The organism is Allobacillus sp. SKP2-8 (genome assembly GCF_007559355.1).
Classification (GTDB): Bacteria; Bacillota; Bacilli; order Bacillales; family Alkalibacillaceae; genus Allobacillus; species Allobacillus halotolerans.
The window spans coordinates 13,958-39,087 of the sequence record NZ_VMHF01000005.1 but is presented as its reverse complement, the minus strand read 5'-3'; the positions used below and the strand labels follow the sequence as shown (position 1 = coordinate 39,087).

General features: G+C 39.3%; 26 protein-coding genes. 9 read left to right on the top strand and 17 right to left on the bottom strand.

Annotation, left to right across the window (positions count from 1 at the left end):
* Nucleotides 1–139: 139 nt before the first annotated feature.
* From FPQ10_RS06365 to FPQ10_RS06355, 3 genes are read right to left on the bottom strand one after another with little or no spacing between them, the layout of a single operon-like run.
* A complete protein-coding gene (locus tag FPQ10_RS06365; RefSeq protein ID WP_144162020.1) occupies nucleotides 140–1,123 on the bottom strand; it encodes a ring-cleaving dioxygenase in 984 nt (327 codons plus the stop codon).
* Nucleotides 1,124–1,142: 19 nt separating this feature from the next.
* Entirely contained in the window at nucleotides 1,143–2,084 is a 942-nt protein-coding gene (locus FPQ10_RS06360) for a ring-cleaving dioxygenase (RefSeq protein ID WP_144162017.1), read from the bottom strand.
* A gap of 11 nt (nucleotides 2,085–2,095) precedes the next feature.
* A complete protein-coding gene (locus FPQ10_RS06355; RefSeq protein ID WP_144162014.1) occupies nucleotides 2,096–2,575 on the bottom strand; it encodes a MarR family winged helix-turn-helix transcriptional regulator in 480 nt (159 codons plus the stop codon).
* Between the two features lie 119 nt (nucleotides 2,576–2,694).
* On the opposite strand from FPQ10_RS06355, the gene FPQ10_RS13020 reads away from it, so the two are divergent.
* The gene (locus FPQ10_RS13020) at nucleotides 2,695–2,868 is read left to right on the top strand and encodes a hypothetical protein (protein ID WP_186278581.1); all 174 of its coding nucleotides are present in this window, start codon (nucleotides 2,695–2,697) and stop codon (nucleotides 2,866–2,868) included.
* Nucleotides 2,869–2,919: 51 nt separating this feature from the next.
* Here the strand turns inward: FPQ10_RS13020 and FPQ10_RS13015 are convergent, their stop codons facing one another.
* From FPQ10_RS13015 to FPQ10_RS06335, 5 genes are all read right to left on the bottom strand, one after another.
* Nucleotides 2,920–3,075, bottom strand: coding sequence for a hypothetical protein (locus FPQ10_RS13015; protein WP_186278580.1), 156 nt, complete (start codon nucleotides 3,073–3,075; stop codon nucleotides 2,920–2,922).
* Nucleotides 3,076–3,092: 17 nt separating this feature from the next.
* On the bottom strand, nucleotides 3,093–4,361 hold the full coding sequence (locus FPQ10_RS06350; RefSeq protein ID WP_144162011.1) for an MFS transporter: 1,269 nt from the start codon (nucleotides 4,359–4,361) through the stop codon (nucleotides 3,093–3,095).
* Nucleotides 4,362–5,202: 841 nt separating this feature from the next.
* Nucleotides 5,203–6,453, bottom strand: a complete 1,251-nt coding sequence (codA, locus tag FPQ10_RS06345; protein ID WP_144162008.1) for a cytosine deaminase — start codon at nucleotides 6,451–6,453, stop codon at nucleotides 5,203–5,205.
* Between the two features lie 195 nt (nucleotides 6,454–6,648).
* Nucleotides 6,649–7,431 carry an alpha/beta fold hydrolase gene (locus tag FPQ10_RS06340; protein WP_186278579.1) on the bottom strand — a complete coding sequence of 261 codons (783 nt, stop codon included), beginning with the start codon at nucleotides 7,429–7,431 and terminating at the stop codon, nucleotides 6,649–6,651.
* 129 nt (nucleotides 7,432–7,560) lie between these two features.
* Complete coding sequence (locus FPQ10_RS06335) at nucleotides 7,561–8,112, bottom strand: recombinase family protein (protein ID WP_144162002.1); 552 nt, start codon at nucleotides 8,110–8,112, stop codon at nucleotides 7,561–7,563.
* 214 nt (nucleotides 8,113–8,326) lie between these two features.
* On the opposite strand from FPQ10_RS06335, the gene FPQ10_RS06330 reads away from it, so the two are divergent.
* From FPQ10_RS06330 to FPQ10_RS06320, 3 genes are all read left to right on the top strand, one after another.
* Nucleotides 8,327–9,790 carry a SulP family inorganic anion transporter gene (locus tag FPQ10_RS06330; protein ID WP_144161999.1) on the top strand — a complete coding sequence of 488 codons (1,464 nt, stop codon included), beginning with the start codon at nucleotides 8,327–8,329 and terminating at the stop codon, nucleotides 9,788–9,790.
* A 2-nt stretch (nucleotides 9,791–9,792) separates the two neighbouring features.
* Nucleotides 9,793–10,212 (top strand): universal stress protein, encoded by a 420-nt coding sequence (locus FPQ10_RS06325; protein WP_144161996.1) that lies wholly within the window; start codon nucleotides 9,793–9,795, stop codon nucleotides 10,210–10,212.
* A gap of 95 nt (nucleotides 10,213–10,307) precedes the next feature.
* Nucleotides 10,308–10,826 (top strand): CueP family metal-binding protein, encoded by a 519-nt coding sequence (locus FPQ10_RS06320; protein ID WP_144161993.1) that lies wholly within the window; start codon nucleotides 10,308–10,310, stop codon nucleotides 10,824–10,826.
* Between the two features lie 377 nt (nucleotides 10,827–11,203).
* Here the strand turns inward: FPQ10_RS06320 and FPQ10_RS06315 are convergent, their stop codons facing one another.
* Nucleotides 11,204–11,656 (bottom strand): OsmC family protein, encoded by a 453-nt coding sequence (locus FPQ10_RS06315; RefSeq protein ID WP_144161990.1) that lies wholly within the window; start codon nucleotides 11,654–11,656, stop codon nucleotides 11,204–11,206.
* 72 nt (nucleotides 11,657–11,728) lie between these two features.
* The gene (locus tag FPQ10_RS06310; RefSeq protein ID WP_255439751.1) at nucleotides 11,729–12,766 is read right to left on the bottom strand and encodes an alpha-hydroxy-acid oxidizing protein; all 1,038 of its coding nucleotides are present in this window, start codon (nucleotides 12,764–12,766) and stop codon (nucleotides 11,729–11,731) included.
* Between the two features lie 514 nt (nucleotides 12,767–13,280).
* Here FPQ10_RS06310 and cyoE point away from each other — a divergent pair.
* On the top strand, nucleotides 13,281–14,180 hold the full coding sequence (gene cyoE / locus FPQ10_RS06305; RefSeq protein ID WP_144161985.1) for a heme o synthase: 900 nt from the start codon (nucleotides 13,281–13,283) through the stop codon (nucleotides 14,178–14,180).
* Between the two features lie 55 nt (nucleotides 14,181–14,235).
* Here cyoE and FPQ10_RS06300 read toward each other — a convergent pair whose 3' ends face one another.
* Nucleotides 14,236–14,589, bottom strand: a complete 354-nt coding sequence (locus tag FPQ10_RS06300; RefSeq protein WP_144161982.1) for a DUF2200 domain-containing protein — start codon at nucleotides 14,587–14,589, stop codon at nucleotides 14,236–14,238.
* Nucleotides 14,590–15,654: 1,065 nt separating this feature from the next.
* On the opposite strand from FPQ10_RS06300, the gene FPQ10_RS06295 reads away from it, so the two are divergent.
* Complete coding sequence (locus tag FPQ10_RS06295; protein WP_144161979.1) at nucleotides 15,655–15,963, top strand: hypothetical protein; 309 nt, start codon at nucleotides 15,655–15,657, stop codon at nucleotides 15,961–15,963.
* A gap of 74 nt (nucleotides 15,964–16,037) precedes the next feature.
* On the opposite strand, the gene FPQ10_RS06290 is transcribed toward FPQ10_RS06295, so the two are convergent.
* Together FPQ10_RS06290 and rlmD (FPQ10_RS06285) are read right to left on the bottom strand one after the other, a co-directional pair.
* Nucleotides 16,038–16,535, bottom strand: coding sequence for a hypothetical protein (locus tag FPQ10_RS06290; RefSeq protein WP_144161976.1), 498 nt, complete (start codon nucleotides 16,533–16,535; stop codon nucleotides 16,038–16,040).
* Nucleotides 16,536–16,685: 150 nt separating this feature from the next.
* A complete protein-coding gene (gene rlmD / locus FPQ10_RS06285) occupies nucleotides 16,686–18,149 on the bottom strand; it encodes a 23S rRNA (uracil(1939)-C(5))-methyltransferase RlmD (RefSeq protein ID WP_144161973.1) in 1,464 nt (487 codons plus the stop codon).
* A 352-nt stretch (nucleotides 18,150–18,501) separates the two neighbouring features.
* Between rlmD (FPQ10_RS06285) and FPQ10_RS06280 the strand changes: the two genes are divergently transcribed.
* Nucleotides 18,502–18,606 (top strand): YjcZ family sporulation protein, encoded by a 105-nt coding sequence (locus FPQ10_RS06280; RefSeq protein ID WP_144161970.1) that lies wholly within the window; start codon nucleotides 18,502–18,504, stop codon nucleotides 18,604–18,606.
* Nucleotides 18,607–18,873: 267 nt separating this feature from the next.
* A complete protein-coding gene (locus FPQ10_RS06275) occupies nucleotides 18,874–19,158 on the top strand; it encodes a phospholipase (RefSeq protein WP_144161967.1) in 285 nt (94 codons plus the stop codon).
* A 183-nt stretch (nucleotides 19,159–19,341) separates the two neighbouring features.
* Here FPQ10_RS06275 and rlmD (FPQ10_RS06270) read toward each other — a convergent pair whose 3' ends face one another.
* Entirely contained in the window at nucleotides 19,342–20,712 is a 1,371-nt protein-coding gene (gene rlmD, locus FPQ10_RS06270) for a 23S rRNA (uracil(1939)-C(5))-methyltransferase RlmD (protein WP_144161964.1), read from the bottom strand.
* A gap of 248 nt (nucleotides 20,713–20,960) precedes the next feature.
* Here rlmD (FPQ10_RS06270) and FPQ10_RS06265 point away from each other — a divergent pair, with 248 nt between their 5' ends.
* Entirely contained in the window at nucleotides 20,961–21,158 is a 198-nt protein-coding gene (locus FPQ10_RS06265; protein ID WP_144161961.1) for a hypothetical protein, read from the top strand.
* Nucleotides 21,159–21,243: 85 nt separating this feature from the next.
* Here FPQ10_RS06265 and FPQ10_RS06260 read toward each other — a convergent pair whose 3' ends face one another.
* The 3 genes from FPQ10_RS06260 to gatA all read right to left on the bottom strand — a co-directional run bounded on the left by FPQ10_RS06260 (nucleotide 21,244) and on the right by gatA (nucleotide 25,122).
* Nucleotides 21,244–22,149 (bottom strand): diacylglycerol kinase, encoded by a 906-nt coding sequence (locus tag FPQ10_RS06260; protein ID WP_144161958.1) that lies wholly within the window; start codon nucleotides 22,147–22,149, stop codon nucleotides 21,244–21,246.
* A 67-nt stretch (nucleotides 22,150–22,216) separates the two neighbouring features.
* Nucleotides 22,217–23,647 (bottom strand): Asp-tRNA(Asn)/Glu-tRNA(Gln) amidotransferase subunit GatB, encoded by a 1,431-nt coding sequence (gene gatB, locus FPQ10_RS06255; RefSeq protein WP_144161955.1) that lies wholly within the window; start codon nucleotides 23,645–23,647, stop codon nucleotides 22,217–22,219.
* Entirely contained in the window at nucleotides 23,644–25,122 is a 1,479-nt protein-coding gene (gene gatA, locus FPQ10_RS06250) for an Asp-tRNA(Asn)/Glu-tRNA(Gln) amidotransferase subunit GatA (RefSeq protein ID WP_144161952.1), read from the bottom strand. The genes gatB and gatA overlap by 4 nt, the downstream gene beginning before the upstream one ends.
* Nucleotides 25,123–25,130: the final 8 nt, after the last annotated feature.

The window sequence follows — 25,130 nt, the reverse complement described above, 5'->3', positions numbered from 1 at the left end:
CTATTTGGCCCTATTTCATTGATCTATGAACCCCTCATCAAAAAATATGATCCCAATTTAAAGATATATGTGACTAACTTAAAAATATATGTGCCTTACCCTCATATCAAAAAAGCCCAACATGACGTTGGGCTCCATTTTACTCATATTCTTTTTCGAACGTCTTCGTACTTCTGACTGTGTCAATCGGGCGAACCATTTTTTCAATTTCCTCACGTTGTGGTTCCAATTTTGGTGGCAATGCTAGTTTTTCACCAAGTGTTTCGTATGGCTCGTCATCCATGAATCCTGGTCCGTCTGTCGCAATTTCAAATAAAATTTGTGGTGCGACTTGAGCATATAATGAACCGAAATAAAATCGTTCAACGAATCCAGAGTTCGGTAATCCAACTTTTTGGAAATGGTTAATCCAGTCTTCCAGTTTTTCTTTGTTTGAAACACGAAATGCGGCGTGATGAACGGTTCCGTAACCTTGTTGATGCCTTGGTAAAACCGTGTTGTATTCTACGATTATTTGGCCACCATTTCCGCCTTCACCCGTTTCAAATAGATGGAATGAATCTTCCTTGTCAATTTCCTTAAATTTCAAGATTTGCTCCATCATTTTTTTGAAAAATTCATAGTCATCAACGCGGACGATAATCGGGCCTAAACCAGTGATTGCATATTCCAGTGGAATTGGGCCGTCTTGCCATGGCGTTCCAGGTGCAACCCCGTTATCGTTTTCATCAGAAATCAACTGATATTGTTGGTCATCAAAGTCAACGAACGGAAGTATTTTCTTGCCGAATTGTTCTTGAATTCCTTGGTGTTTAACTTCTAGGCGATTAAATCGCTTCACCCAATAATCAAGTGCTTCATCACTTGGTACGCGGAAGGATGTTCTGGCGATTTCGTTTGTTCCGTGCTGTCCCTTAGGGATACCAGGAAAATCAAAGAATGTCATGTCTGTTCCTGGATTCCCTTGATCGTCCGCGAAAAATAAATGATACGTCTGAATATCGTCTTGGTTCACTGTCTTCTTCACTAAGCGCATACCTAACGTATATGTGAAAAATTCATAGTTCTTCTCCGCACTGCTTGTAATGGCTGTTACGTGGTGCATGCCCTTTAATTGTTCCATTAAAAATTCCTCCATAAATTTATTTCGATCGCTTTCTAACTTCAATTGGATATAATGATTCAGTTAATTGATCGCGAAGATTTTCATACTGAGGCGGTAGCTTTAATTCACTACCAAGCTCATCTCTATTTTCATCAATCGCGAAACCTGGGGAATCGGTCGCCATTTCAAACAGAATTCCACCGTGCTCTTTAAAATAAATAGAGTTGAAATAGTTTCGGTCTTTGACTTCTGTGACGCCGAATCCACTTTGATGTAAATGTTCTTGCCAGTCTCTTAAGTCATTATCGTCAGTTGCTCTCCATGCAATGTGGTGCACTGTTCCTACACCCATCATGCCTCGGTCATTTGATGCCATTTTTACATCAATGATGTTCCCGATATCTGCCTGCGATTGATAACGAATATATTCATCATCCGCATCGATTTCCGTTAAACCCATCTGGTCTTCAAGTAAATTGGCCGTTTTAGTCGGATTGGATGAATATAAAATGCCCCCGCCAAATCCTTTAATCGCCATACCTGGCGTGATGCCATCAAATTCCCATGAGTTATTCTCTCTAGCCTCACGTTCAACGAGTTCAAGATGAAGTCCGTGTGGGTCATCAAATTGCAAATACGTTTCACCAAAGCGTTCCGTTTCTCTAATTGAAATTTGGAAACTTTCCAGTCGTTTTCTCCAATCCTCCAATGACCCTATTGGCACAACATACGTCGTCACACCTACTTGACCATCTCCTATTCTTCCTTTACGACCATTCGCCCAAGGGAAAAAGGTAATGATCGTGCCTGGACTTCCCTCTTCATCACCAAAATATAAATGATACGTACCCGGGTCATCAAAGTTAACCGTTTTTTTGACTAATCGCAATCCAAGCACACCTGCATAAAAATCGACGTTTTCTTGCGGATGGCCGACGATGGCTGAAATATGGTGAATTCCTTTTGTTTGTTTTCCCATATACACGCCTCCTAATTTAAGTTTTGAGCATGTAGCCCAAGTTTTTTCAACTGCTCAATGAGCTGTTCTTTTTCTTCGACATCGAGTCCAGCGAAGATTTCTTGTAACCCTTTTTTATGTGTTGGAAATACGTCATCCATAAGCGTCTTGCCTTTTTGAGTGATTGTTGCTAATTTAACACGACGATCACTTGGATGAAGTTTCCTTTCAAGTAACTCTTTCTTTTCTAACTGATCGACTACATAAGTTATACTGCTGCTTGCAATCAAAACCTTTTCACCGATTTTTTGAATGGGTTGGTCTCCTTTGTTATAAATTAACTCAAGAACCGCGAATTCAGTCGGATTCAATCCTAAATGTTTAATATCTTCAATGACACGCTTTTGAATAGCATCTAACGCACGTGTCAAAACAATAAAAAGTTTTAAAGATAATCCCTCGTCTCGTTCTTCTGCCAAACGAATCACCTCTTTTGTATCTCTCAAATTCATTTATCTCGAATTAATATTAATTTTACAAGATGATTATTTGTAATTCAACCATAATGCTTTTTAGTATCCTTACTATTTTCAGAAGGTTCGATTACAATAAAGAAAAAGGGGGCTTCTATATGAAAGCAATTGGAATTATTTTAATTGTCATTGGAGTGGTTGGGATTCTTTTAGGATCGATGATGTTCGGGGATATTGGAATTGCAGCCATGATCGGCGCTACAGGTGCATTGGTTTCAGGAATCGGTTTCTTACAGGTGAACAAAGCACTCCAGCAGTTATCGAATCGATGAATCCATTAAAAAACCAGCTCATCCCCTTTAATAGGCGGAAGAGCTGGCTTTTTATTTTTTCAAGACTGAAATGATCTTCGTTTGTTCACCTGTCTGTTTCCGAATCTTTTTTCGAGCTTCAGCTGGGGTTCGCGCATTTAATTGCTTCGTCTGCGACTCCCCGTTCGTTTCCATTTCCACAACAAAACATTTTTCTCCACATCTCATCGTCAACACCTCACAAGCTATTTTGCTAACACTTCAGATTTATCCGGTTTTTTTGCAAGGATCGCACAAACCATTCCTATAACCGGAAAAATTAATGAAGCGAGTAATACTGGCGTGTAACTATGAAATAAATCAAAACCAACACCGAACGGAAGTGGTCCTAATGAGGAGCCCAAAACAGTCATCGTCACACCGACACCGTTAATGCTTCCGATATATTTTCTACCGAAATAGTTCGGCCAAATAACATTTAAACTAATACGTTCCAACCCGTTGGCTGTACCCCATATGATACCAAACAGAATTGCCATAAAGAAATTATTCGTAATGAGCAGCATTAATAAAAGGATAAATTCAATGATGAAAATGGCTAGAAGTAAATAATTGGTCTGGACACGGTCGGTAATAAAACCCGAGACGAAAGACATGGGAATACCTACCATCGCCATTAAACTTAAAACAGTCGCAGCGATTCCTGGGGAAAGATCATTCGATCCAAAAATCGATAGTATATGAAAGGTAATGCCGGTGTTGATCATTGATGGAATGCCGACACAAATTAATATCGCCCAGAAAGCACGTGTCTTCTTCGCTTCCTGCAATGTCCAGTCCTCTTCTGCTTCTTTCACTACCGCACTGCCTAGAATCGGTTTTAATTCTTCTTTTTGCTTTAAGGGGCCATCAGGCTCAAGCCCGATATCCTCGGGTTTGTTACGTACACCAAGTAACGCAACTGGTACGAAAATCACCAATAATAGAATTCCCCAAAATTGCCAAGCAAAGCGCCAATCCCATGTATCAATCAACCATGTATTGATAATCGGAAAGACCATTGCACTGATAAAGCTACCAAGTGCCATCAAACTAACAGCGAAGCCTCTTTTTTTCACAAACCATTGAGCAGCGAGTGTATTCGGAATGAGCGACATACTGCCTTGACCGAGCAAACGGATGGCAAAGAAACCGATTGAAAGCATCCAAATGGTCGAAACGGCACTATTCCAAAAGCAAGCAATCGCAAATAAAGTTCCCACGACAACCATCATGACACGTTGGCCGAAACGATCGATGAACCGACCGACGAAAATCATAATGAGTCCAGCAACCAATGTTGCAATGGAATAAACACTGGAAACCAGTGAGCGAGACCAGCCGAAATCTTCTATATATGCGTCAATGAAAATAGAGTTGGAGTACGTTTGACCGGGTCCCGAAAAGAAAATTCCAAGTGCACCGATAAAAACAATAATCCAACCATAATAAATCCTTCCGAAAAATGCCGCCATCAATGCTCACCTCTTTAGAAATCGACACTGTATATTCGTTTACAAAGGTTGATTATATCACTCATTTTTATTTTGAGCATTCATTGAGGTGGCGTTCAGCGAAATGATTGAGCGGTTAGTTCGTCTTTGAGTAGATTCTATGTTTTCGCTGGATAGCGTTCGATTTCTGAAGCGTTATCGTTAATTTGACAGCCTCTATTCGGGGATAGTGCTCTTTTATGGCACGTTACCGTCGATTTGACAGCCTCTATTCAGGGGTAGTCTTCTTTTTTGGGACGCTATCGCCGATTTGACAGCTTCTATTCGGGGGTAGTCTTCTCTTCTGAAGCGCTACCGTCGATTTGACAGCTTCTATTCGGGGGTAGTCTTCTCTTCTGAAGCGCTACCGTCGATTTGGCAGCCTCTATTCGGGGGTAGTCTTCTCTTCTGAAGCGCTACCGTCGATTTGACAGCTTCTATTCGTGGGTAGTCTTCTCTTCTGAAGCGCTACCGTCGATTTGACAGCTTCTATTCGTGGGTAGCGCTCTTTTGTGGCACGCTACCGCCGATTTGGCAGCCTCTATTCGGGGGTAGTCTTCTTTTCTGAAGCGCTACCGCCGATTTGACAGCCTTTATTCAGGGGTAGTCTTCTTTTCTGAAGCGCTACCGCCGATTTGACAGCTTCTATTCGTGGGTAGTCATCTTTTTCGGCGTGCTATCCTTGATTAGAGCGCTTCTATTCGATGATAGAGCATCACTTTAGCCCGCTATCTTTGATTAGAACATTTGTTAAGCAAGCGGAAGTGAGTTCGTTTGCTTTCAACTATAAAAAATCCGAACGAAATATTCGTTCGGATTTAAATTAATCCATTTCGAAATTCATTTTTGTTTCTGCAGGTTTTGTTTCAACGATGATTTCACCTTCACGGATGGAATAAAGCACTGGAGCTTGTGTCCGGATGGCTTCATATTCAGAGTCCGAATCAATGACAATCATGTTCGCCTCGTTTCCTTGCTCAATTCCATATAGTTGATCAATTCCTAACGTTTTTGCTCCGTTTGTTGTAACGAGATTTAGAGCTGAAACAATGTGATCATAATCAGTCATATGGCATGCATGCAATCCGATTTCAGTGACATGCATCAAGTTTCCATCTCCAAGTGGATACCACGGGTCCATAATCGAATCCAACCCAAAACAAACATTGATTCCTTCGTGCAACATTTCTTTTACTCTTGTCAATCCTCTTCGAACTGGGTAGTTATCGAATCGACCTTGCAAGTGTAGATTTGCTTTTGGTAAAGCGACGAAATGAATGCCTGCTTTCTTTAAAGTTTGGAAAAGCTTATACGTGTAAGCATTACTATAGGAAGCCATAGCGGTTGTATGACTTGCTGTTACACGGTGACCGATTCCTCGTTTAAGTGCTTCCCCGGCAAGTACTTCTAAGTATCTAGATTGATCGTCATCGATTTCATCACAGTGAACATCGACGAGTTTATCGTATTTTTCTGCTAACTCTAAGATCCGATGAATAGAACGCACGCCGTCTTCTCTCGTTAGCTCATAATGTGGAATGCCACCGATTACGTCGGCTCCCATTTCAATTGCTTCAATGAGTAATCTCTCAGCACTTGGTTTCGTATAAAGTCCCTCTTGTGGCATAGCAACGAGCTGAAGATCGACCCAAGGTTTCATTTCTTCTTTTACTTCTAATAGAGCTTTCATGCCTTTCAACTCTGGATCGCCAACATCAACATGTGTCCGTACATGCTGAATGCCATGTTTGATTTGCATTTTTAACGCATTTTTAGCACGTTTTTTAATATCTTCAGTGGATTCATCGATTAACTGCTTGCGTTCAGACCAAATTTCGATTCCTTCAAACACAGAACCTGTCTGATTCCAACGAGGCGTACCAGCTGTCAACGCATAATCAAGATGAATATGTGGCTCTACATAAGGTGGCAACACAATTTTTCCTTCGAGATCAATCTCGTTTTCACTTTGTTTTTGCCCTTCTGAAACTGAAATTTTCTTGAACCTGCCGTCTTGAATTTCAATATCCCAACGGCCTTCCTGACCATATAGTTTAGCATTTGTTAAAATCATACAATCATCTCCTAGCGCATCCATCTTCTTTAATTAGCATCATGTTATGGTCTGTCTCGAACGATTACCATCAAAACGACACTGTATTTTTTGATTAGACAGCCATGTCGTCATCTATTGAACGACTCCCACCTAAAAACAATTTCTTGCTCTTAAGAAGGAGTCATTTGTCTACCGAAAGATATAAGTTTATCTTTAACTACAAGCTTTTAAAAATGAAATGGAATGTTTATTGAATTCATTGGCTTGGTCGATATTACAGACGTGGCCACAATTATCCAAAACAATCAGTTGGCTTGTCTGATGGTCTCCAATGTCTCTTTTCAATGTTTCCAAAAACAAGTGATCCTCATCGCCCATGATATACAAGGCAGGTTTTTTAAGAGGTTTTCCTTTAAACTTCCGTAAAAGTGGATTGATATCTTTCGTTAACTTAAACCATCTTAAAAACTCTTTTTGATAAATCTTTTTTGCCTCACGGATAAATAAGTTCCTGGATTCTTTATGGTACCTACTTGGCATAATGATGAATGCCAATATTTTATAAATCCAAGAAAAAGGTACAATGTGTTTCAATAAGTTACCAATATTAATCAACGTATTGGAACGGATATTCATCTTCGTGATGGCTCCTCCCATCACAAGACTTTTTACTCTATCAGGATATTTCTCGGCAAGAATTCGATTGATGATCGTCCCAAGGGATACACCAACGAAATGAGCTTCTTTTATCTTCAAATGATCCATGACTTCAATGACGTCTTCAGTTACTTTATCAAAAGAATAGTTTTTTAATGGTCTCTTTTGATTAACATCCTTTGATCGTCCATGCCCTCTCAAATCGAGCATAACGATGTTGAAATGTTTTTTAAAATCCTTAATTTGGCGATAAAACGTTGCGGAGCTTCCGCCTGCGCCGTGTACAAATATTACCCATTCATCTGAACTTTCATGTTGCAATACTTTGTGGTATAACAAAATTTTCTATCCCCGATCGTTTTGGTATTCTTTTTAATGCGGTGGCAGTTGTTTTCCGGTTACTTAACATTCTTTATGAAGAATGCATTTCAATCAATCGTGGATTATCGTAAATTAAATTTTCTTTCGTTACGATTCACTGCGTTCAAGATAGCGATATAAAGTAGATTTGCTGATTCCTGTTTGTTCTTTGATTTCTTGTAAGCTATATTTTTTACTACTATATAAGCTGAGTGCGCGTTTCACATTGGCATTCGGTTTTCGAGGACGACCTGTGTTCGCTCCCCTGCTTTTGGCTTCATGAAGGCCTTTTCTCGTTTTTTCACTAATTTTATCTCGATGAAAATTGGCTAGTCCACTTACTACATCAAGCAAATCATATTTCGTCGTTTCACTCGTATCGATTTTTTCATCAATCGATTGAATGAAAGCACCTTTTTGGTGTATTTTCTCAAGTAATTCAGCCAGAGAACGAATAGAGTCTGCTAAAACAGCAAGTTTCACGACGACTAATTTGTCTCCTTCTTTCAACCGATGAACCAGTCGATCAAGTTGCTCGTCCTGCTGGTTCGAATGTCCAGTTTCGACCACGATTTCCGTACAGTTTTTCTGTTGCAATTGTGCTAATTGTTTTCTATAATCTATATTTATGTTTGCTTCACGCAAATAACCAATAATCATTTATCATTTTACCTTCCTAAAAGCCATTTCCTTTATATTAACACAGCAAAAGTCGATATAAACATTCATCCGACTAACTACACAAAAAGTTCATTTTCAGTTTAAAAAAGTTCCCAAAAACGTTCCCTTTTGACACAAAAGATGATAGACTATTGCTATTGCTTTTTTATAGTACGGAAAAAAGCCATAAATTATAAAGTAGGAGTAGAGAAAATTGATAGAGAAAATAAAAACATCTTGGTTTTCAAACGTCCGAGGAGATATTCTCGCTGGTATTGTCGTAGCATTGGCTTTAATTCCAGAAGCCATTGCTTTTTCTATTATAGCAGGTGTCGATCCGATGGTCGGTTTATACGCATCCTTTTGTATCGCCGTGATTATCGCATTCACAGGTGGCCGTCCAGGAATGATTTCAGCTGCAACCGGTGCGATGGCGCTATTGATGGTTCCATTAGTCAAAGAGTATGGACTCGATTATTTACTTGCAGCAACCATCTTAACAGGAGTTATTCAAATCTTATTCGGTATTTTTAAAGTAGCGAAAGTAATGCAATTTGTTCCTAGAGCTGTCATGATCGGCTTTGTAAACTCACTGGCGATTTTAATTTTCATGGCCCAAGTGCCACACTTTATCGGAATCAATAACTTAACGTATGTATTTGTTGCGATTACGTTGTTGATCGTATATTTGCTACCACGATTTATCAAAACGATTCCGGCTCCGTTAATTGCAATCGTGCTCTTAACAGCCGTTGCACTTTATGGTAATTTTGACTTACGAACTGTCGGTGATTTAGGAGCGATTACACAATCGTTACCATCCTTCTTCATTCCGAACGTTCCATTCACTTTTGAAACGCTCATGATTATCTTTCCTTATTCACTCGCATTAGCGATTGTCGGTTTACTCGAATCATTGCTAACCGCTTCGATCGTTGATGATATGACCGATACGGAAAGCAACAAAAACAAAGAAGCACGTGGACAAGGGATTGCGAACGTCGCAACAGGTTTCTTCGGCGGAATGGCCGGCTGTGCGATGATCGGTCAGTCTGTCATTAACGTAAAATCAGGTGGTCGCGGCCGCTTATCAACGCTAGTCGCTGGTACTTTCTTAATGTTTTTGATTCTCGTTTTAGGTAATCTGGTTGTTCAAATTCCAATGCCCGTTTTAGTAGGAATTATGATTATGGTATCCATTGGAACATTTGATTGGACATCCTTTAAATATTTGAAAAATGCACCAAAAGCAGACGCAGCCGTGATGGTAGTGACGATGGGGATTGTTGTAGCGACACATGATTTATCCAAAGGAGTCATTGCCGGTGTGTTGTTAAGTGCTGTATTTTTCGTCATTAAGATTTCCAAGATTCAAGTACAAAAACAAATAGTAGATCATTCAACGATTTACCATGTTACAGGGCAACTGTTTTTCGCCTCTGTCGATAACTTTGTCGATGCGATTGATCTAACAGAGCGTGAAGGCAAGATTAAGATTGATTTTTCCCAAGCACATGTATGGGATGACTCAGCTGTCGGAGCCATCGATAAAGTTGTGTTAAAACTAAGTGAAAACGACAACGAAGTGACAATTACAGGCCTAAACAAATCAAGCCAAAAGATTGTTAATCAGCTAGCTGTTCAGCGTTTGAATACTGAAGTAGTTCAGGAGGGATAATGATGTATCAACGTATTTTACTTGCAGTAGATGGCTCGGAGCACTCCGAACGTGCAACCGAGCAGGCGGTAGCAATCGCCTCTTTAATTGAGGATAGCTTGATTGAAGTTGTACTCGTTGCAGATTTTTCTAAAGCCAAAAACGAAGTCCTTCATTCACAAGGCAAAGAAGAACTTGAAGTCTCAAGACGAAAAAAGTTAATTGATATCGAAAAGATCATTCAAGAAAAAAATGTGAACTATGAAGTAAACATTCTCCATGGCGAACCTGGACCAACGATTGTTTCACATGCCAATGATCAACAATTTGATCTATTGGTGATTGGCAGTCGTGGATTAAATACGCTTCAAGAAATGGTGTTAGGCAGTGTCAGTCACAAGGTCGTCAAGCGAGCAGACTGCCCCGTATTGGTTGTTAAATAAATCATGACGCTTTTATGTCAATTTACTGTTTTTGTATAAGAGGTTTGGCATTCGGTATATAATGAAGCTAACAAACTTTGTGAGGAGTGAACTTCATGCGATTGAAGGTTTTTTATATAGCTTTAATGTCATTGTTTTTGTTGGCTGCATGTAATACATCAGATGATGCGTCCCCTGCCGAACAAACGGATGTAAAAGAAATGGTCAATGAATATAGTGCAGGAAATTTTGGTGATGAACAAGCTTCTATTACATCAACCGAATTGATCATTCAAGAAAACGACGAAGAAAAACGATATGAATTACCGGAAAATGAGTTCTTCGTCTCGATTGCTCCATTCATCAATCAAACACATCCATGTGGCGATCACAGTCTGACAGGCTGTCAAGGCGAATTGGCGAATGAAGATTTTGAGATTACCATTACGGATGCTGACGGAAACGTCGTTTTTGATGAAACACGCAATGCTGGAAATAACGGATTCGTTGACTTATGGCTTCCAAGAGATCAAACGTATCAAGTTTTAGTCAAGCATGATGGAAAAACCGTTGAATCTGAAGTTTCTACTTTTGAAGAAGACGGTACGTGTGTTACTACGATGCAATTGATGTAAGCTTTCTTGATGTTTTCATATACCAAAATATCGGGTATAATATAAACAGCAAGTCATAAAATAAAACCGTAGACGTATTTTCACGTCTACGGTACAACAGTCGAACTCCATCAGAGGAGGCGGCGTTATAGGTTACAAAATAACCCCTTTGCCGGTCAAAGCATATGAGGGGTTATTTTTTATGGTCGGACATAATAAACGCGATTAACATCCCGAAGGATATCATTAAAGTCAATACGTTCGCAATGTCCATAGGCGTCACCTCCCTTCCTCGGAAAAATCCAAAGAAGGTCACTCAGTAACGCCACCCCTCATAAAATTCATCGATCTGTTGTTGCTAACAGTATAACAGAACACGAACTGTTGTTCTATGTTATTTATTTTTTCATCCACTGACTTTGAACTTCCACACCTGCATCCACCAACAAATTATGTAATGGACATCTTTTTTCTACTGTCTCTTTTAATTGCTCCAAAGCTTCTTCAGATTCTTCCGTCTCTACTTCTACTTGAATCGTGACTGTTTGAAAATACGTTTGTATGCCTTCTACTCCTTTAAAACCTCTTGGATCCAAGCTTCCATTCGTATCAAAATTCAAGCCTGTATATGTAAAGTTTAAATCTTTAGCGGCATATGAAGTCATAATGGATGTACATGCTGAATAAGCACCGAGGAAATATTCCAACGGATTTGGTCCCGCATTCGTCCCACCTAACCGTTCTGGTTCATCTACGAAAAATGGTGCCAAATCTCTTACATGAACTGTATTTTTCAACCCTTCTTCCAAATTTCCATTTACATTTAATGTTGCTAATCGTGGTTTGGTCATTTTGAAATCTCCTTTTTTAATCTCATTACTTAATGTGAAACAATGGATAAATACAAGCATGCAGGAAAAAACTTAATCGCGGACAATCTTCATTTGTTTTAGTTGATTTATATCTTTTACACCGGATAACGTCATGGAACTATTGAAATCTTGAAGGAAAGTAGTCAAAAATTGTTCTACTCCTTGCTCGCCATTGACTGCCAAGCTATATACATAAGGTCGACCAATCAAAACCGCATCTGCCCCAAGTGCTAACACCTTCAATGCATCACTTCCGCGTCGAACACCGCTATCAAATAATACAGGGATTTTCCCGTTAACAACGTTCACAATTTCAGGCAAGGCATCCACACTCGAAATCAAGCCATCCAACTGTCTTCCGCCATGATTGGAAACAATCAACCCATCTACACCACAATCGACCGCCCGAAGCGCGTCATCTGGATGTAACACACCTTTTAAAAGAATTGGTAGGCTCGTTTTTTCTTTCAATTTTTTGATGTGTGACCAGTTCAATGCCGGATAGTTAATCTGTTTAATGATCCCATCAACGATTGCGCTGTTACTCACTTCATCCAGCGTAGATAAAAAAACATCATCAGATTCAAAATTCCCTTGCCCATACCCATGAGCCAACGGAGAATACCCATAGAACAAATCTTTTTCCCGAAATCCAAGCGTAACAGTATCAATCGTCACGACAATTGCCTCAAAACCGGCTTCTTCCGCTCGTTTCACAAAACTAAAAGAAATATCTTCAAGCGACGTCCAATACAGTTGAAACCATTTCGGCCCATCACTCGATTCGCCAACCTCTTCAATGGAAAAGCTAGAGACCGTACTTTGAATAAATGGGATGCCATATCTCAAAGCCGCCCGCGTCACAGCAAGATCTCCTTGTTCATCCGCTTGCTTCAACACCCCAACAGGCGCTAAGACGAAAGGTGTTGGATACGTTTTTCCGAACAATGAAATGCTTGTATCTAATTCAGAAACATCATTCAATAACTTTGGAACGATAGAATACCTTTGAAATGCGTTTTTATTTTTGTGCGCCGTCTCTTCTGCACCAGCTCCCGATGCTATATAACTAAAAGCTTGTGGAGACAACGCCGCTTTAGCTGCTTGTTCAAGCTCTTCGTAACTGATTGGTAATTGATTCCCTTCGATCGACTGTACGATATAATCGTTGCTTTTATAAATAGAAATAACTGCTCACCCTTATTAAACATAATGCATTTCTTTTACTAGTTTACCATTCTACAATAACAATACCTAGTTAGATCAGCGACTTTATATCTATCAGGGTTTCGAGCTAATTTCACATAGATTCGCGCTAATGTCGGGCGGCTAGAGCATTTCGTCGGGTGGTTGGAGCCGCTTGTCGGGTGGTTGGATCCGTTTGTCGGGCGGTTGGAACCGCTTATCGGGCGGTTGGAGCCGCTTGTCGGGCGGTTGCAAGAAGTCAGTTTTATAATCATTCGACAATGATATGTAATAGGAGTCATTTTCCAACTAATTCACTGAAATTTCTACTTTGAATATCTCTCGGCGTATAAGTCCAAAACGTTTTTGTGCTATAATAAGACTAGAATGACTAGATGTGAATGATTAGGAGATTTATATGAAAACTGCAACAAACAATGGCTCAAATCGATTGATTGGCCTTTTTATTGATATAAAAAATTTATTAAAAGGTAAAGTGTTAATCGCAAACGTTTTTCCAGTGTTCACCGCTTTCTGGTTAGCGATTTATTTCGAAGGAGAGCAATTCGGCGACTATATCGGATTATTTTCCTTAACGTTGATCGGAAGTACTCTCGTCATATCCGGAGCATTGATGCTGAATAACTGGTTTGAAGTGGATTTGGATCAAAATATGGACCGTACACAGAAACGGCCGACCGTCTCGAGGAACTTTTCTTTAAAAGCTGTTTTATGGGCTGGTATCTTTACAACCATTATTGGATTGGTCATCATGTTGTTCACGACACCTGAAGCCCTGCTCTATTCCTTTTTAGGCTGGTTTGTCTATGTTGTACTTTACACATTCTGGTCAAAACGAAGATATACATGGAATACGCTAATCGGTAGTATCTCTGGAGCTTTTACGCCATTGATTGGTTGGGCTGCCATCGCCCCTGCGAATCACATTGTTCCCATTACACTGTTCGTAATCTTACTCATTTGGCAAGTTCCACACACATTAGCAATCACAATCAGACGTTTGGAAGATTACACGCGAGCGGGTGTGCCGATGTTACCAGTTGTCCGTGGTGTACAAGTCGCAATGATGCATCATTTGATTTACATCATTGCGTTACTCCCTCTCCCGTTCTTATTGATCGAACCGCTAGGCTGGGTTTTCTTCGTCATTGCTATATTGTTGACCATTAGCTGGATGATCCAAGCAGTGAAAGGGTTCCAAGCAAAAGACCAGAAGAAATGGGCACAAACAAGTTTACGTTTCTCGTTGATCTATTTAATTTTGCTGTTCCTTTTGATGGTTATCTTAACAATATAACCGCTTCAATTTAATCAATGAAAAATGACCTCGTAATGGATTTCGAGGTCATTTTTTATTGTGTTCGGAGTATTTTTTCCATCGCCTTTCCCTTTGCCAACTCGTCAATGAGTTTGTCCAAATAGCGAATTTCCTGCATTGTCGGTTCTTCAATTTCCTCTACTCGAACGCCACAGATGACTCCTTTAATTAATTTTCTTGATGCATTTAATTGGGGAGCTTCCGCAAAAAACGTCTCAAAATCCACTTTATTTTCTAATTGTTGATCAAGTTCTGCTTGTGAATACCCGGTTAACCAGCGGATAATTTCATCGACCTCTTCTTTCGTACGATTTTTCTTCTCCGCCTTCGTGACATAATGCGGATAGACACTTGCGAAGCTCATTGAATATATTTTATGTTTAGCCATCAGATATTCCTCCGCTCTGTATTTTCAGCCCGATCTTTAGATGAATGCCCCATTGGGTAACCGTTCAAAGAGCTAGCGAACGCAGGGGTAGTTAAGTAATTTCTTTCAAGAGTGATTTTGTTTAAAGCTTTTTCATTAAATAAGCATGCATAATATAAAATTCGTTCTTTACATTAAATATTAACATACTACACCGTTTATTCATCGATTTTGTTTGGACAACGCTTAACCCTTTTCTTTTAAATACTCTTGTTTCTTCCTTTAACCTTTAACTGATACACGTTTCTCCAGGGAATTCAACAACACCTAATGCAATTCAAAAATACTACTAAATATTTACGTAGTTTAGATTTTCAATAAAATTCCACAATAGAAATGGCTATATTCGCGGTACCGATGGAAATTATTATAAAAGTAATCCAATAAATCAAGTGGAATATTATAAAAAAACATCTTACATTACCAGCTACTTACAAGTGTCAATCTATCTGAAAGGTTTTCTCGTTACTTTTCTTGTATTGAAACGATTGCTTATTTTCACTATGCAAATAAACATGCTGCTATGGATTATTATAATGCTTTTGATAGCTATACAAAAATATGGACTAAAATAGATATAGATTATATAGGAAAGTCTGAAAATCGATTAAATTATAATGAACATACTTATGCGTTATCCAGAAACTGTTCAAACTTTTCACACCATGGTATGCTTGAAAATTTAGTTACTGAGTTAAACCTACAACTCTAACAAGCTGATTATAACTATGAACGTCGGCAACCTTTTATTTTAACAAGTGATTAAAGAAAGCTAGCAAGTTTAAGTCCTGGTTCTATACGTAGATGGAGTGGAGTCGCTGGCTCGGGGGAATCGGTAATAATTGCTAAAAAGGCCACTCAAGCAGCGAAAATAGATAATCAAGTTTTAGTTTTAAGTTTTAACATTACTTTAAGACACTATTTAAGAGATCTTTGTAGTCAACAATTTGGTCCAGGAGAATATCAAGGTGAACGAAAAAACTGAAATCGCACATCACTATTAGTCACTTTCATGACTTTCTTAAATTGCTTTTAATAGAGCATCAATTAGAGGTTAATTTCAATGGTGATAGTGAAGATGAGGATTATGATATTACTCTTATGAAAACTGCAAATGATTACTTTCGGTCACACGCCGTAAAACCCCATCTTAAAGTTGATTATAGCCTAATTGATGAAGGACAGGACTTCAAAGCTGATTGGATACGTTTCTTAAAGAACTTTTTCACCGATAGAGTTGAATTATTTATCGTATATGATAAAGCACAAAATTTATACGGTCATGCTGTATGGATTGAGGACATTGAACAAATAAAAGATATAGGTTTCAGATGAAAGCCGGGTCATTTAAAATATACTTACAGATTACCAAATACGCTAAAAAACAATCTGATTATGTAAAGTAGAATTTAATTCTTATTAATTTTTTTATTTTCTAAAAAAACTTTGAGTGTTACTATGGCATCTAAAACCTTTAATATTACAAAAATTATATATAGCGTAGTAGCTATTCCAATTGGTAAACCTGTACTAAAGTTAGGTAATTTCCTTAGTTGTTCCTCTATACTAGTAAAACTGTTAATAAAGAAAAATGCGAAAATAATTAAATAATATTCAAATATTTTTAGAGTGAGACTAATAAACTCATCCCACTTCGGAACTGTCTTTATATTAATAATTAACAAAACAATCAAAAAGATAAAGAAAGACAAAAAAGTTAACCAGAAATACCCATTGAATCTAGGTATCATAATAAAAGGAATAGCGATTAAAAGTCCAAAAGTTATAGCGCTGAGTCCAATTGCGAGTTTTATATTTTTATCTCGCTCAAAATTTATAGCCTTCCAAATAAAATAAAGACTTAATCCTAAAAGAGCATACAAAATAACAAGTAAAATAATCTCCATAATTAACTCCCCCGTTATTTCTATAATTCACAGCTTTATTATATCCTTTTATAGAGAATAGGTATAAGAATAATGGGTTTCAAGCCCAGAGATTATCTTAAAAATAGAAGAGTTTATTATGGTTGCTAAAAGTTTATTTTAATTAGACAGCTATTTCAACACCAACAAAGCCACACTCTCCACATGATTCGTCTGCGGAAACATGTCTACGGGTTGAATTTCCTTTACCCGATAACCATTTTTCACTAAATACTTCATATCGCGAGCTTGTGTTTCTGGGTTACATGAAACATATACAACGCGTTTGGGTTGGAGTTTAACGACACTCGATAGGAACGCTTCATCGCTTCCGCTTCTCGGTGGGTCCAAAATAACGACGTCTGCTTGTTCACCGCGCGCTGCCATTTGAACCATGAATTTGCCTGCGTCACCTTGATAAAACCTGGCATTCTTCACACCGTTACGTTTCGAGTTTTGTATCGCGTCACGAACAGCACCTTTATTCAGTTCAACACCAATGACTTTTCCTGCTTTTTCGCTTGCAACCAATCCAATTGTACCGATCCCACAATAAGCATCAATGACGGTTTCTTTTCCAGTCAGATTGGCCATTTCAATCGCTTTTGCATATAGTTTTTCCGTTTGAACGGGATTGATTTGATAGAAAGATGTGGCTGAAATTTCGAATTGCAAACCACAAAGTGTGTCTTTGATCGTACCTTTGCCGAAAAGAACTTTTTCTTGATCGCCGAGGATCATGCTGTCCGTTCTGGTATTTACGTTCAATAAAATCGTCGAAATCTCTGGGTGTGCTTCTCTTAACGCTTTCACAAAATTCTTCTGGCCCTTAAATATTGGTGAAGCTGCAACGATGACAACCATGATTTCGCCACTGTTTTTACCGACTCTTACAAGCACATGGCGCAAAAATCCTCGATCTGAATCTTCGTCATATGGCTGCATTTTAAAGGACTTCATCATCCCTTTAATCGTTTGAATGATTTTATCGGCTTTCGGATCATGAATAATGGAACGCTCCATCGGTATGATGCGATGGGAATTCGGCGCGTATAAACCTGTGATGACTTCCTTCTTTTTATTCAAACCGAATGTCATCGTGTTTTTATTACGATAATCATAAGGATGATCCATCGTCAAAATTGGTTTCGGCTTACCGAACGGCTTCATTAAATCGTCCACGACATTCTGCTTGAAGCGAGCCTGGGCCTCATTCGTCATATGGTGAATTTGACATCCCGCACTCTGCGCATAATAGGAAGCTGGTGAACCCGCTCGGTCTTTCGATGGCGTAATGATTCGCTTGAGTTCCGTTTTTGGAAATCGTCCCTTTTGTGAAATGAGTACTTCTGCTTTCTCACCTGGCAAGAAGTTATCTACAGAAAGAGACTTCCCTTCCCACTCAAAAATCCCCTTACCCTCATGCGTTAAACCAGTACAAGTAACTTCAGCAATCGTTTTTTTCTTCGATTTAGGTTGGTTCTTATGCTGAGGTTTTGCGTTATTCGTTTTTTGATGTGTTCTTTGATTGGCTGGCTTTTTAGTCGAGCTGCGTTTATTTTTCTTCACTTTATTTCTATTGTTTTTTTGTTTCATGTTTATTCACGACCTAACTTTCTTCTTTATATAATATAAATCGATTATTTTTCTTTTAAATACATCACAATGGATAAGTATCAAACATTATAACATTTCCCCATGCAATTAACATAACGGAGCCGTTCTACACATAGGTTGTTTCGCGGGAAGTTTTTTTATTATACATTATCAGTCTACCAATAAATTCCCCGTTCTTTCGGTCATGATTTTTACATGATCTCCCTTACTTTTTTCTTAAACTTTTTCTGTCTTAGATACAGAAGTCCAAACAGATCGAGAAAAATTTCATACAGTAGTACAGAAAGGACCTTTAAATGGGGTCTTTTAATTCTGGAAGGAGTTGATATGAATGTCACAAAGCTATGGCGGAGGATTCGCGTTAATTGTCGTATTGTTCGTATTATTAATTATCGTTGGTGCAGGAGCATTCAGTTACGGAGGATATGGATATTAATTAGTTCTGTTTAAATAATTCGGAACGACTGTACCATTCTGATAGTAAATAATGTTATTGATTTAAAGGTGGTTAATGAGGAGGCCTGATTGCAAAAGGGTCTTCTCTTATTTGTCTTAAAAAAATCATAAATTTTATATTCTATAGGTATCTAAACATACACAAGGACACCTCTCTACATATATTGTCAAATAACGGGTGAAAGGTATGTCATCATTCTTTGTTTAAGACACCTAAATTAATGGCGAGAGGAGATGGAACATAATCATGTATCAAAATGGCAGGAGGTTTTCTCCACGTTTTTGTATATTTCCCGGATATAATTGGTGTGGACCAGGATGCCATGGGCCAAGGCCTCCGATTAATGCTGTAGATGCTGCCTGCAAAGCCCATGATGAATGTTACGATCAATATGGCCCATCATGCCGTTGCGACCGTGAGTTTCTTGATAGGTTAAGTCATTTAATGAATCCGCATACCGAAGAAGGGCGTCGCGCGAGATTGATGTATAACTATATGAAGATGCAGACATTCTTTACCTGTGGGTTTTAGCAAAGTAAGGATACACAAGGCAGTAAGCGTCTACAAGATATTAAGAAGTTTAAAATACCCATGAATAAGTATCTCTTCGATTGTGGAGGGATATTTTTTTATCATTGATTACATACGTTGGCAAGCAAAATTCCCCCGAATAATCAGTCCGAGGGAACCCTAAATTTGAATTTGTTATCAACACTAAACCTTTTTCACAATCTCCGTCACACACTCAATATGACTACTCTGCGGAAACATATCAACTGGCTGGATTTGTTTTGTTTCATAACCCGCTTCATCTAAAATTTTCAAATCACGAGCCAATGTTGATGGGTTGCAGGAAACGTAAACGATTCGATCTGGATTCATCCCGACCATTGCATCCAGCAGTTCTTCGTCGCACCCTTTTCTTGGTGGGTCGACAACAATTACATCGGGTCTTAACCCTTGTGCGTGCCACCAAGGCATGACTTTTTCGGCTTGTCCAACGTAAAATTCAGTATTGGTCAATCGGTTGTGCTTCGCATTATCTTTTGCGTTATCGATCGCTTGGCGGACAACCTCAACACCATAAACTTTTTTGGCGTGCTGAGCGAGGAACAAAGATATCGTTCCTATACCGCAATAAGCGTCAATGACTGTTTCGTTACCACTTAACTGCGCATACTCTAACGTTTTCGCATACAGCTTTTCCGTTTGCAGTGGATTAATTTGATAGAAAGAATGTGCGCCGATTTGAAAATCTAAGTCATCTATTCGATCGGTTATCGTATCACTACCCCAAATTGTCTTTGACTCTGGACCCATGATCACATTCGTTTTCTTCGTATTCACATTATGAATGATACTTTTCACGTCCGGGTCGATTGCTTGGATTTTTTCAATAAGTTCCTTCTTTTTAGGTAGTTCTTTCGTGTTGGTCACGAGTATGACCATCATTTCGTTTGTATGTTGTCCTGTTCGTACAATGACATGGCGAATAACACCTCGATGAGTATTCTCGTCATATGGTTCGATTTGGAGCTCTTCGAATAGAGTCGCCATTTCTTGGATTAACTTATCATTTTGCGGGTGTTGAACCGGGCAAGAGTCCATGTCAATGATGTTATGGGATCGTTTTTGGTAAAAGCCTGTGATAACCTTTCCATCCCGCTTACCGACTGGAATCGATACTTTGTTGCGATAATCCCATGGGTTTTCCATGCCGATCGTTGGATGGACAGGGACATCAGGCAGATGAGCGATTTTTCGCATCACGTCTTTCACTTGTTTTTGTTTCATTTCAAGTTGGCGTTCATATGTCATATGTTGCAACTGACAGCCGCCGCATTGAAAGAAAATATCGCAAGGCGGTGTCGTCCGATGCTCACTTTCCTCATACAGTTCGATTAACTTTCCGAAACCGAAGTTTTTTCGCGTTTTGACTACTTTAACCTTCGCTTTTTCACCCGGTAATCCGTATGGAATAAACAAAGGATAGCCATCTACTTTCGCAACTCCATCTCCTTCGTGTGTTAGATCTTCGAATGTAACATCGATATATTGATTTTTTTCTACAGGTGCTTTTGCCATATTTCATTCCGTCCTTTATGTGTTGGTGGTTCCATTATATAGGAAGTAGTTCATTTTTCCCAAGCCTAAGGGAAAACCATTCGTTTTCGTAACATTATACATATAAATGAAATAATTATTTAATCATTATGTTATTCCAATCACTTGCTAATTATTGTATAATACAATTAAACAATTCAGAAAACTCAAAGATTTAAAATGCAGCTATAAAATAATAAATGCTTGTAAACAACCAAGGAGGAGATGTCATGTACATAATTGCTAGGAAAGTAAATGGAAAAACAGAATTTCTAAAAGATTCAAGCAGTACATCCAACAAAAAATTCGATGATTTCTCTGCAGCAGAAAACTTTGTGAGAAAGTTGAATTCGCATACGAAATCAAACAAAAAGTGGTACATTACGGAAGTGAAAGATGAACAACGGAATGAAACGTTGCCTAAGTAGTACCGGTTTTAAAACTAAAAAAGTAGTTCAAGGAAGGATTTTTAAATGCAATCCTTTCCTGAACTACTTTATGATGTTTCGCTCACTATTCGTTTTCTTCAAAATATTCCTGTGGTACAAAAAACTCGATATGTTTATGAAGGTTTGTAAACGTTCCTGGAAGCTTCCCTCCATATTCACCATCAATGTTCAATAACAGTTCATCTCGTGGTTCGACAACAATATGTTTTGCATGGGTATAAATGACTTTATCATCATCAACATGCTGCCCTCTCAACGCTTTGTTCGCCAATAACAAAAACTCAGCCAAGTTCGTTTTCTTCAGAATCAACAAATCAAAATACCCATCGTTCATGACGGCTCTAGGAGCAAGCTTTTCAAATCCACCAATTGAATTGGTATTCGCAACAAGGAAAAGCATGATTTCTTCTTCACATACATTGCCGTCATAATCAATTCTGACGTAAGCTGGACGTAAGGAAGGAAGCATTTCGACTCCCTTCAAATAATACGCCAGCTGACCCAATAATGCTTTTTGCTTACTGGAAGTCTCGTATGTCAGTTCCGTCAGTTTCCCACCACCGGCGATATTCATAAAATGCTTGTCATTCACTTTTCCGATATCAAGCTTTTTTGAATACCCTTTTAAAATCAGCTCAGTCGCTTTTTTGGGATCTCGTGGTAATTTTAACGCTCTGGCGAAATCGTTCGTTGTTCCCATCGGCAAGATTCCAAGCTTCGGGCGGTGAGGCTGGTTTGCATAGCCGTGGATGACTTCATTCAATGTCCCGTCTCCACCAGCTGCAACGACGAGATCATATTGTCGTTCACATGCGGTTTGCGCCGCTGTTGTAGCATCCCCTTCACCTGTTGTGGCATGTGCAGATGTTTCATAGCCTGCCTTCTCCAACATTTCCAATACATCAGGTAAGTATCTTCTCATTCCTTCTTTACCTGAGGTCGGATTATAAATTACGCGAGCACGTTTCATCGTTTCACCTTCGTTCAGCTTGTACTCTTTCGTCGTTGCAAATCATTGTTGTCGGATTATATTCTTTTTATCGTTTATCTATTTCTTCTTTTAAAATTTTGTTGACCATTGGTGGGTTCGCTTGTCCTTTGGTCTTCTTCATCACCTGACCGACAAGGAAGCCAAGGGCACGGTCTTTACCATTCTTATAATCAACGATCGATTGTTCGTTCTCATTCAAGATTTCCGTAATGATTTCACGCAATTGATTTTCATCAGAGATTTGAACGAGACCTTTTTCTTTGACGATTTTTTCTGGGTCGCCGCCTTGCTTCATCAGTTCAGTAATGACTTTTTTCGCAAGTTTACTAGATAGCGTGCCTTCTTCGATCAACTTCGTCATTTTTGCTAAGCTTTCTGGTGTAACTTTCAAGTCATACAATTCCAATTGTTGCTTGTTCATATGCGCGGAAATATCACCCATCAACCAGTTAGTTGCTTGTTTCGCATCGGCACCGTGTTTAACGGTTTCTTCAAAGAAATCGGACATTTCTTTTGTAGACGTTAGAACCTCTGCATCATATTGGTCAAGTCCTAGCTCTCCGACATAACGTTTCTTCCGGTCTTCCGGCAGCTCAGGAATCGACTGGCGTACTTGTTCTTTCCACTCATCACTAATATAAAGTGGCACTAAGTCTGGTTCTGGAAAGTAACGATAGTCGTCAGAGCCTTCTTTGATCCGCATGAGCACTGTCTCTTTTGTTTTCTCATCATATCGACGAGTTTCCTGTAGAATCTCTCCACCCATGCGAAGCACTTTTTCTTGACGCTTTTGTTCAAACTCAAGTCCTTGGCGAACAAAGTTAAACGAGTTCAAGTTTTTCAGTTCTGTTTTCATCCCGAATGCTTCTTGTCCAACTGGGCGCAATGAAAGGTTCGCATCACAACGAAGGGAGCCTTCCTGCATTTTTACGTCAGAAACACCTGTGAACTGGATAATATTCCGTAGTTTTTCCAAGTACGCATAAGCTTCATCAGGTGTGCGGATGTCTGGCTCCGAAACAATCTCGATGAGTGGTGTTCCTTGACGGTTGTAATCCACATAGGAATAGCCGTCATCACCGTGTGTTAATTTTCCTGCATCTTCTTCCATATGCAGACGAGTAATTCCGATCTTTTTCTTTTTACCGTCGACTTCAATTTCAATCCAACCATTTTCACCGATTGGTTGGTCAAATTGAGAGATTTGATAAGCTTTCGGGTTGTCTGGATAGAAATAGTTTTTTCGGTCAAACTTCGTATCTGTCGCAATGTCACAATTGAGCGCCATTGCAGCTCGCATCGCAAAATTGACCGCTTCTTTATTCAACACTGGCAATACGCCTGGGTAGCCTAAGTCAATTGGATTGACGTTAGAGTTCGGTTCGTCACCAAAAGCGTTTGGGCTCGGGCTGAAAATTTTTGATTTCGTCTTAAGTTCGACGTGTACTTCGAGTCCTATGACTGTTTCAAAGTTCATTCGTTGACACCCCCAATGGCTGGCTTTTGTTTGTGATGCTCTGTTTGTTGCTCGTACGCATGCGCAACACGATAGACATTGCTTTCGTCAAAGTGTTTCCCTATGATTTGCAGTCCAATTGGCATGTCGTTTTCCGGATGGAAACCACAAGGAATAGAGATTGCTGGTACGCCGGCTAAGTTGACTGGAATCGTCAAAATATCATTCGCATACATGGTTAGTGGATCATCAATTTGTTCACCGATTTTAAATGCTGTTGTCGGTGAAGTCGGTCCAACGATCACATCATAGTCTTCGAAAACTTTTTCAAAGTCCTCTGTAATTAAACGGCGAACTTGCTGTGCTTTTTTATAATACGCATCATAGTAACCCGAGCTCAATGCGAACGTCCCTAGCATAATACGGCGCTTGACCTCATCACCGAATCCTTCACTTCTCGATTGCTTGAACATATCGATCAAGTTGTCCGCATTCTCCGCGCGTTTTCCATAACGGATTCCGTCGAAACGAGCGAGATTGGCAGAAGCTTCAGAGGAAGCAAGCATGTAGTAGGTTGCGATTGCATATTTCGAGTGTGGTAAGGAAACTTCATCAACTTCTGCACCGAGTTCTTTTAATGTATCAATCGCTTGATTAATTTTATTGGCAACTTCTTCGTCGACGCCTTCTTGGAGATATTCCTTAGGCACAGCGACTTTCAAGCCTTTAATATCACCAGTCAATGCTTCACGGTAATTTGGCACGTCAATGTTTGCACTCGTAGGGTCCATCTCGTCTACCCCAGAAATCACTTCAAGAATTCTTGCGTTATCTTCAACGGTTCTTGTCAATGGGCCGACTTGATCGAGTGATGAAGCGAAAGCTACTAAGCCAAAGCGCGAAACGCGGCCGTATGTAGGCTTCATGCCGACTACACCACAGTAGGATGCTGGTTGACGAACGGAACCGCCTGTATCTGAGCCTAATGCGAATGGAACTTGTCCGGCTGCTACCGCTGCTGCTGAGCCACCGCTTGACCCACCTGGTACATAGTCTTTATTCCATGGATTGGTCGTCTTTTGGTAAGCTGAATTTTCAGTTGAAGAACCCATCGCGAATTCATCCATATTCAATTTACCGATATTGATGGCATTCGCATTTTTGAGTTTCGTAATGACTGTTGCATCATATAAAGGGTCTTCGAAGTTGCTGAGAAATTCACTTGCACACGTCGTTTTTAAATCTTTCGTCATAATATTATCTTTGATCCCAATAGGCATACCGAACAAGAGGAATTGATCGGCATCGATTCCTTCTTCGTCTAATTGCTTCGCTTGTTCCAATGCCGCTTCTTTATTTAATGTCAAAAAAGCATTTACTTGGTCATCGGTTTCTTCAATCCGGTCAAAGCAAGCTTGTGTTAATTCAGTAACCGTAATTTCCTTGCTGCTTAATTTTTCTTGTAGCTCTTTTATTGTTAAATCTAATAAAGACACCTTGTTCC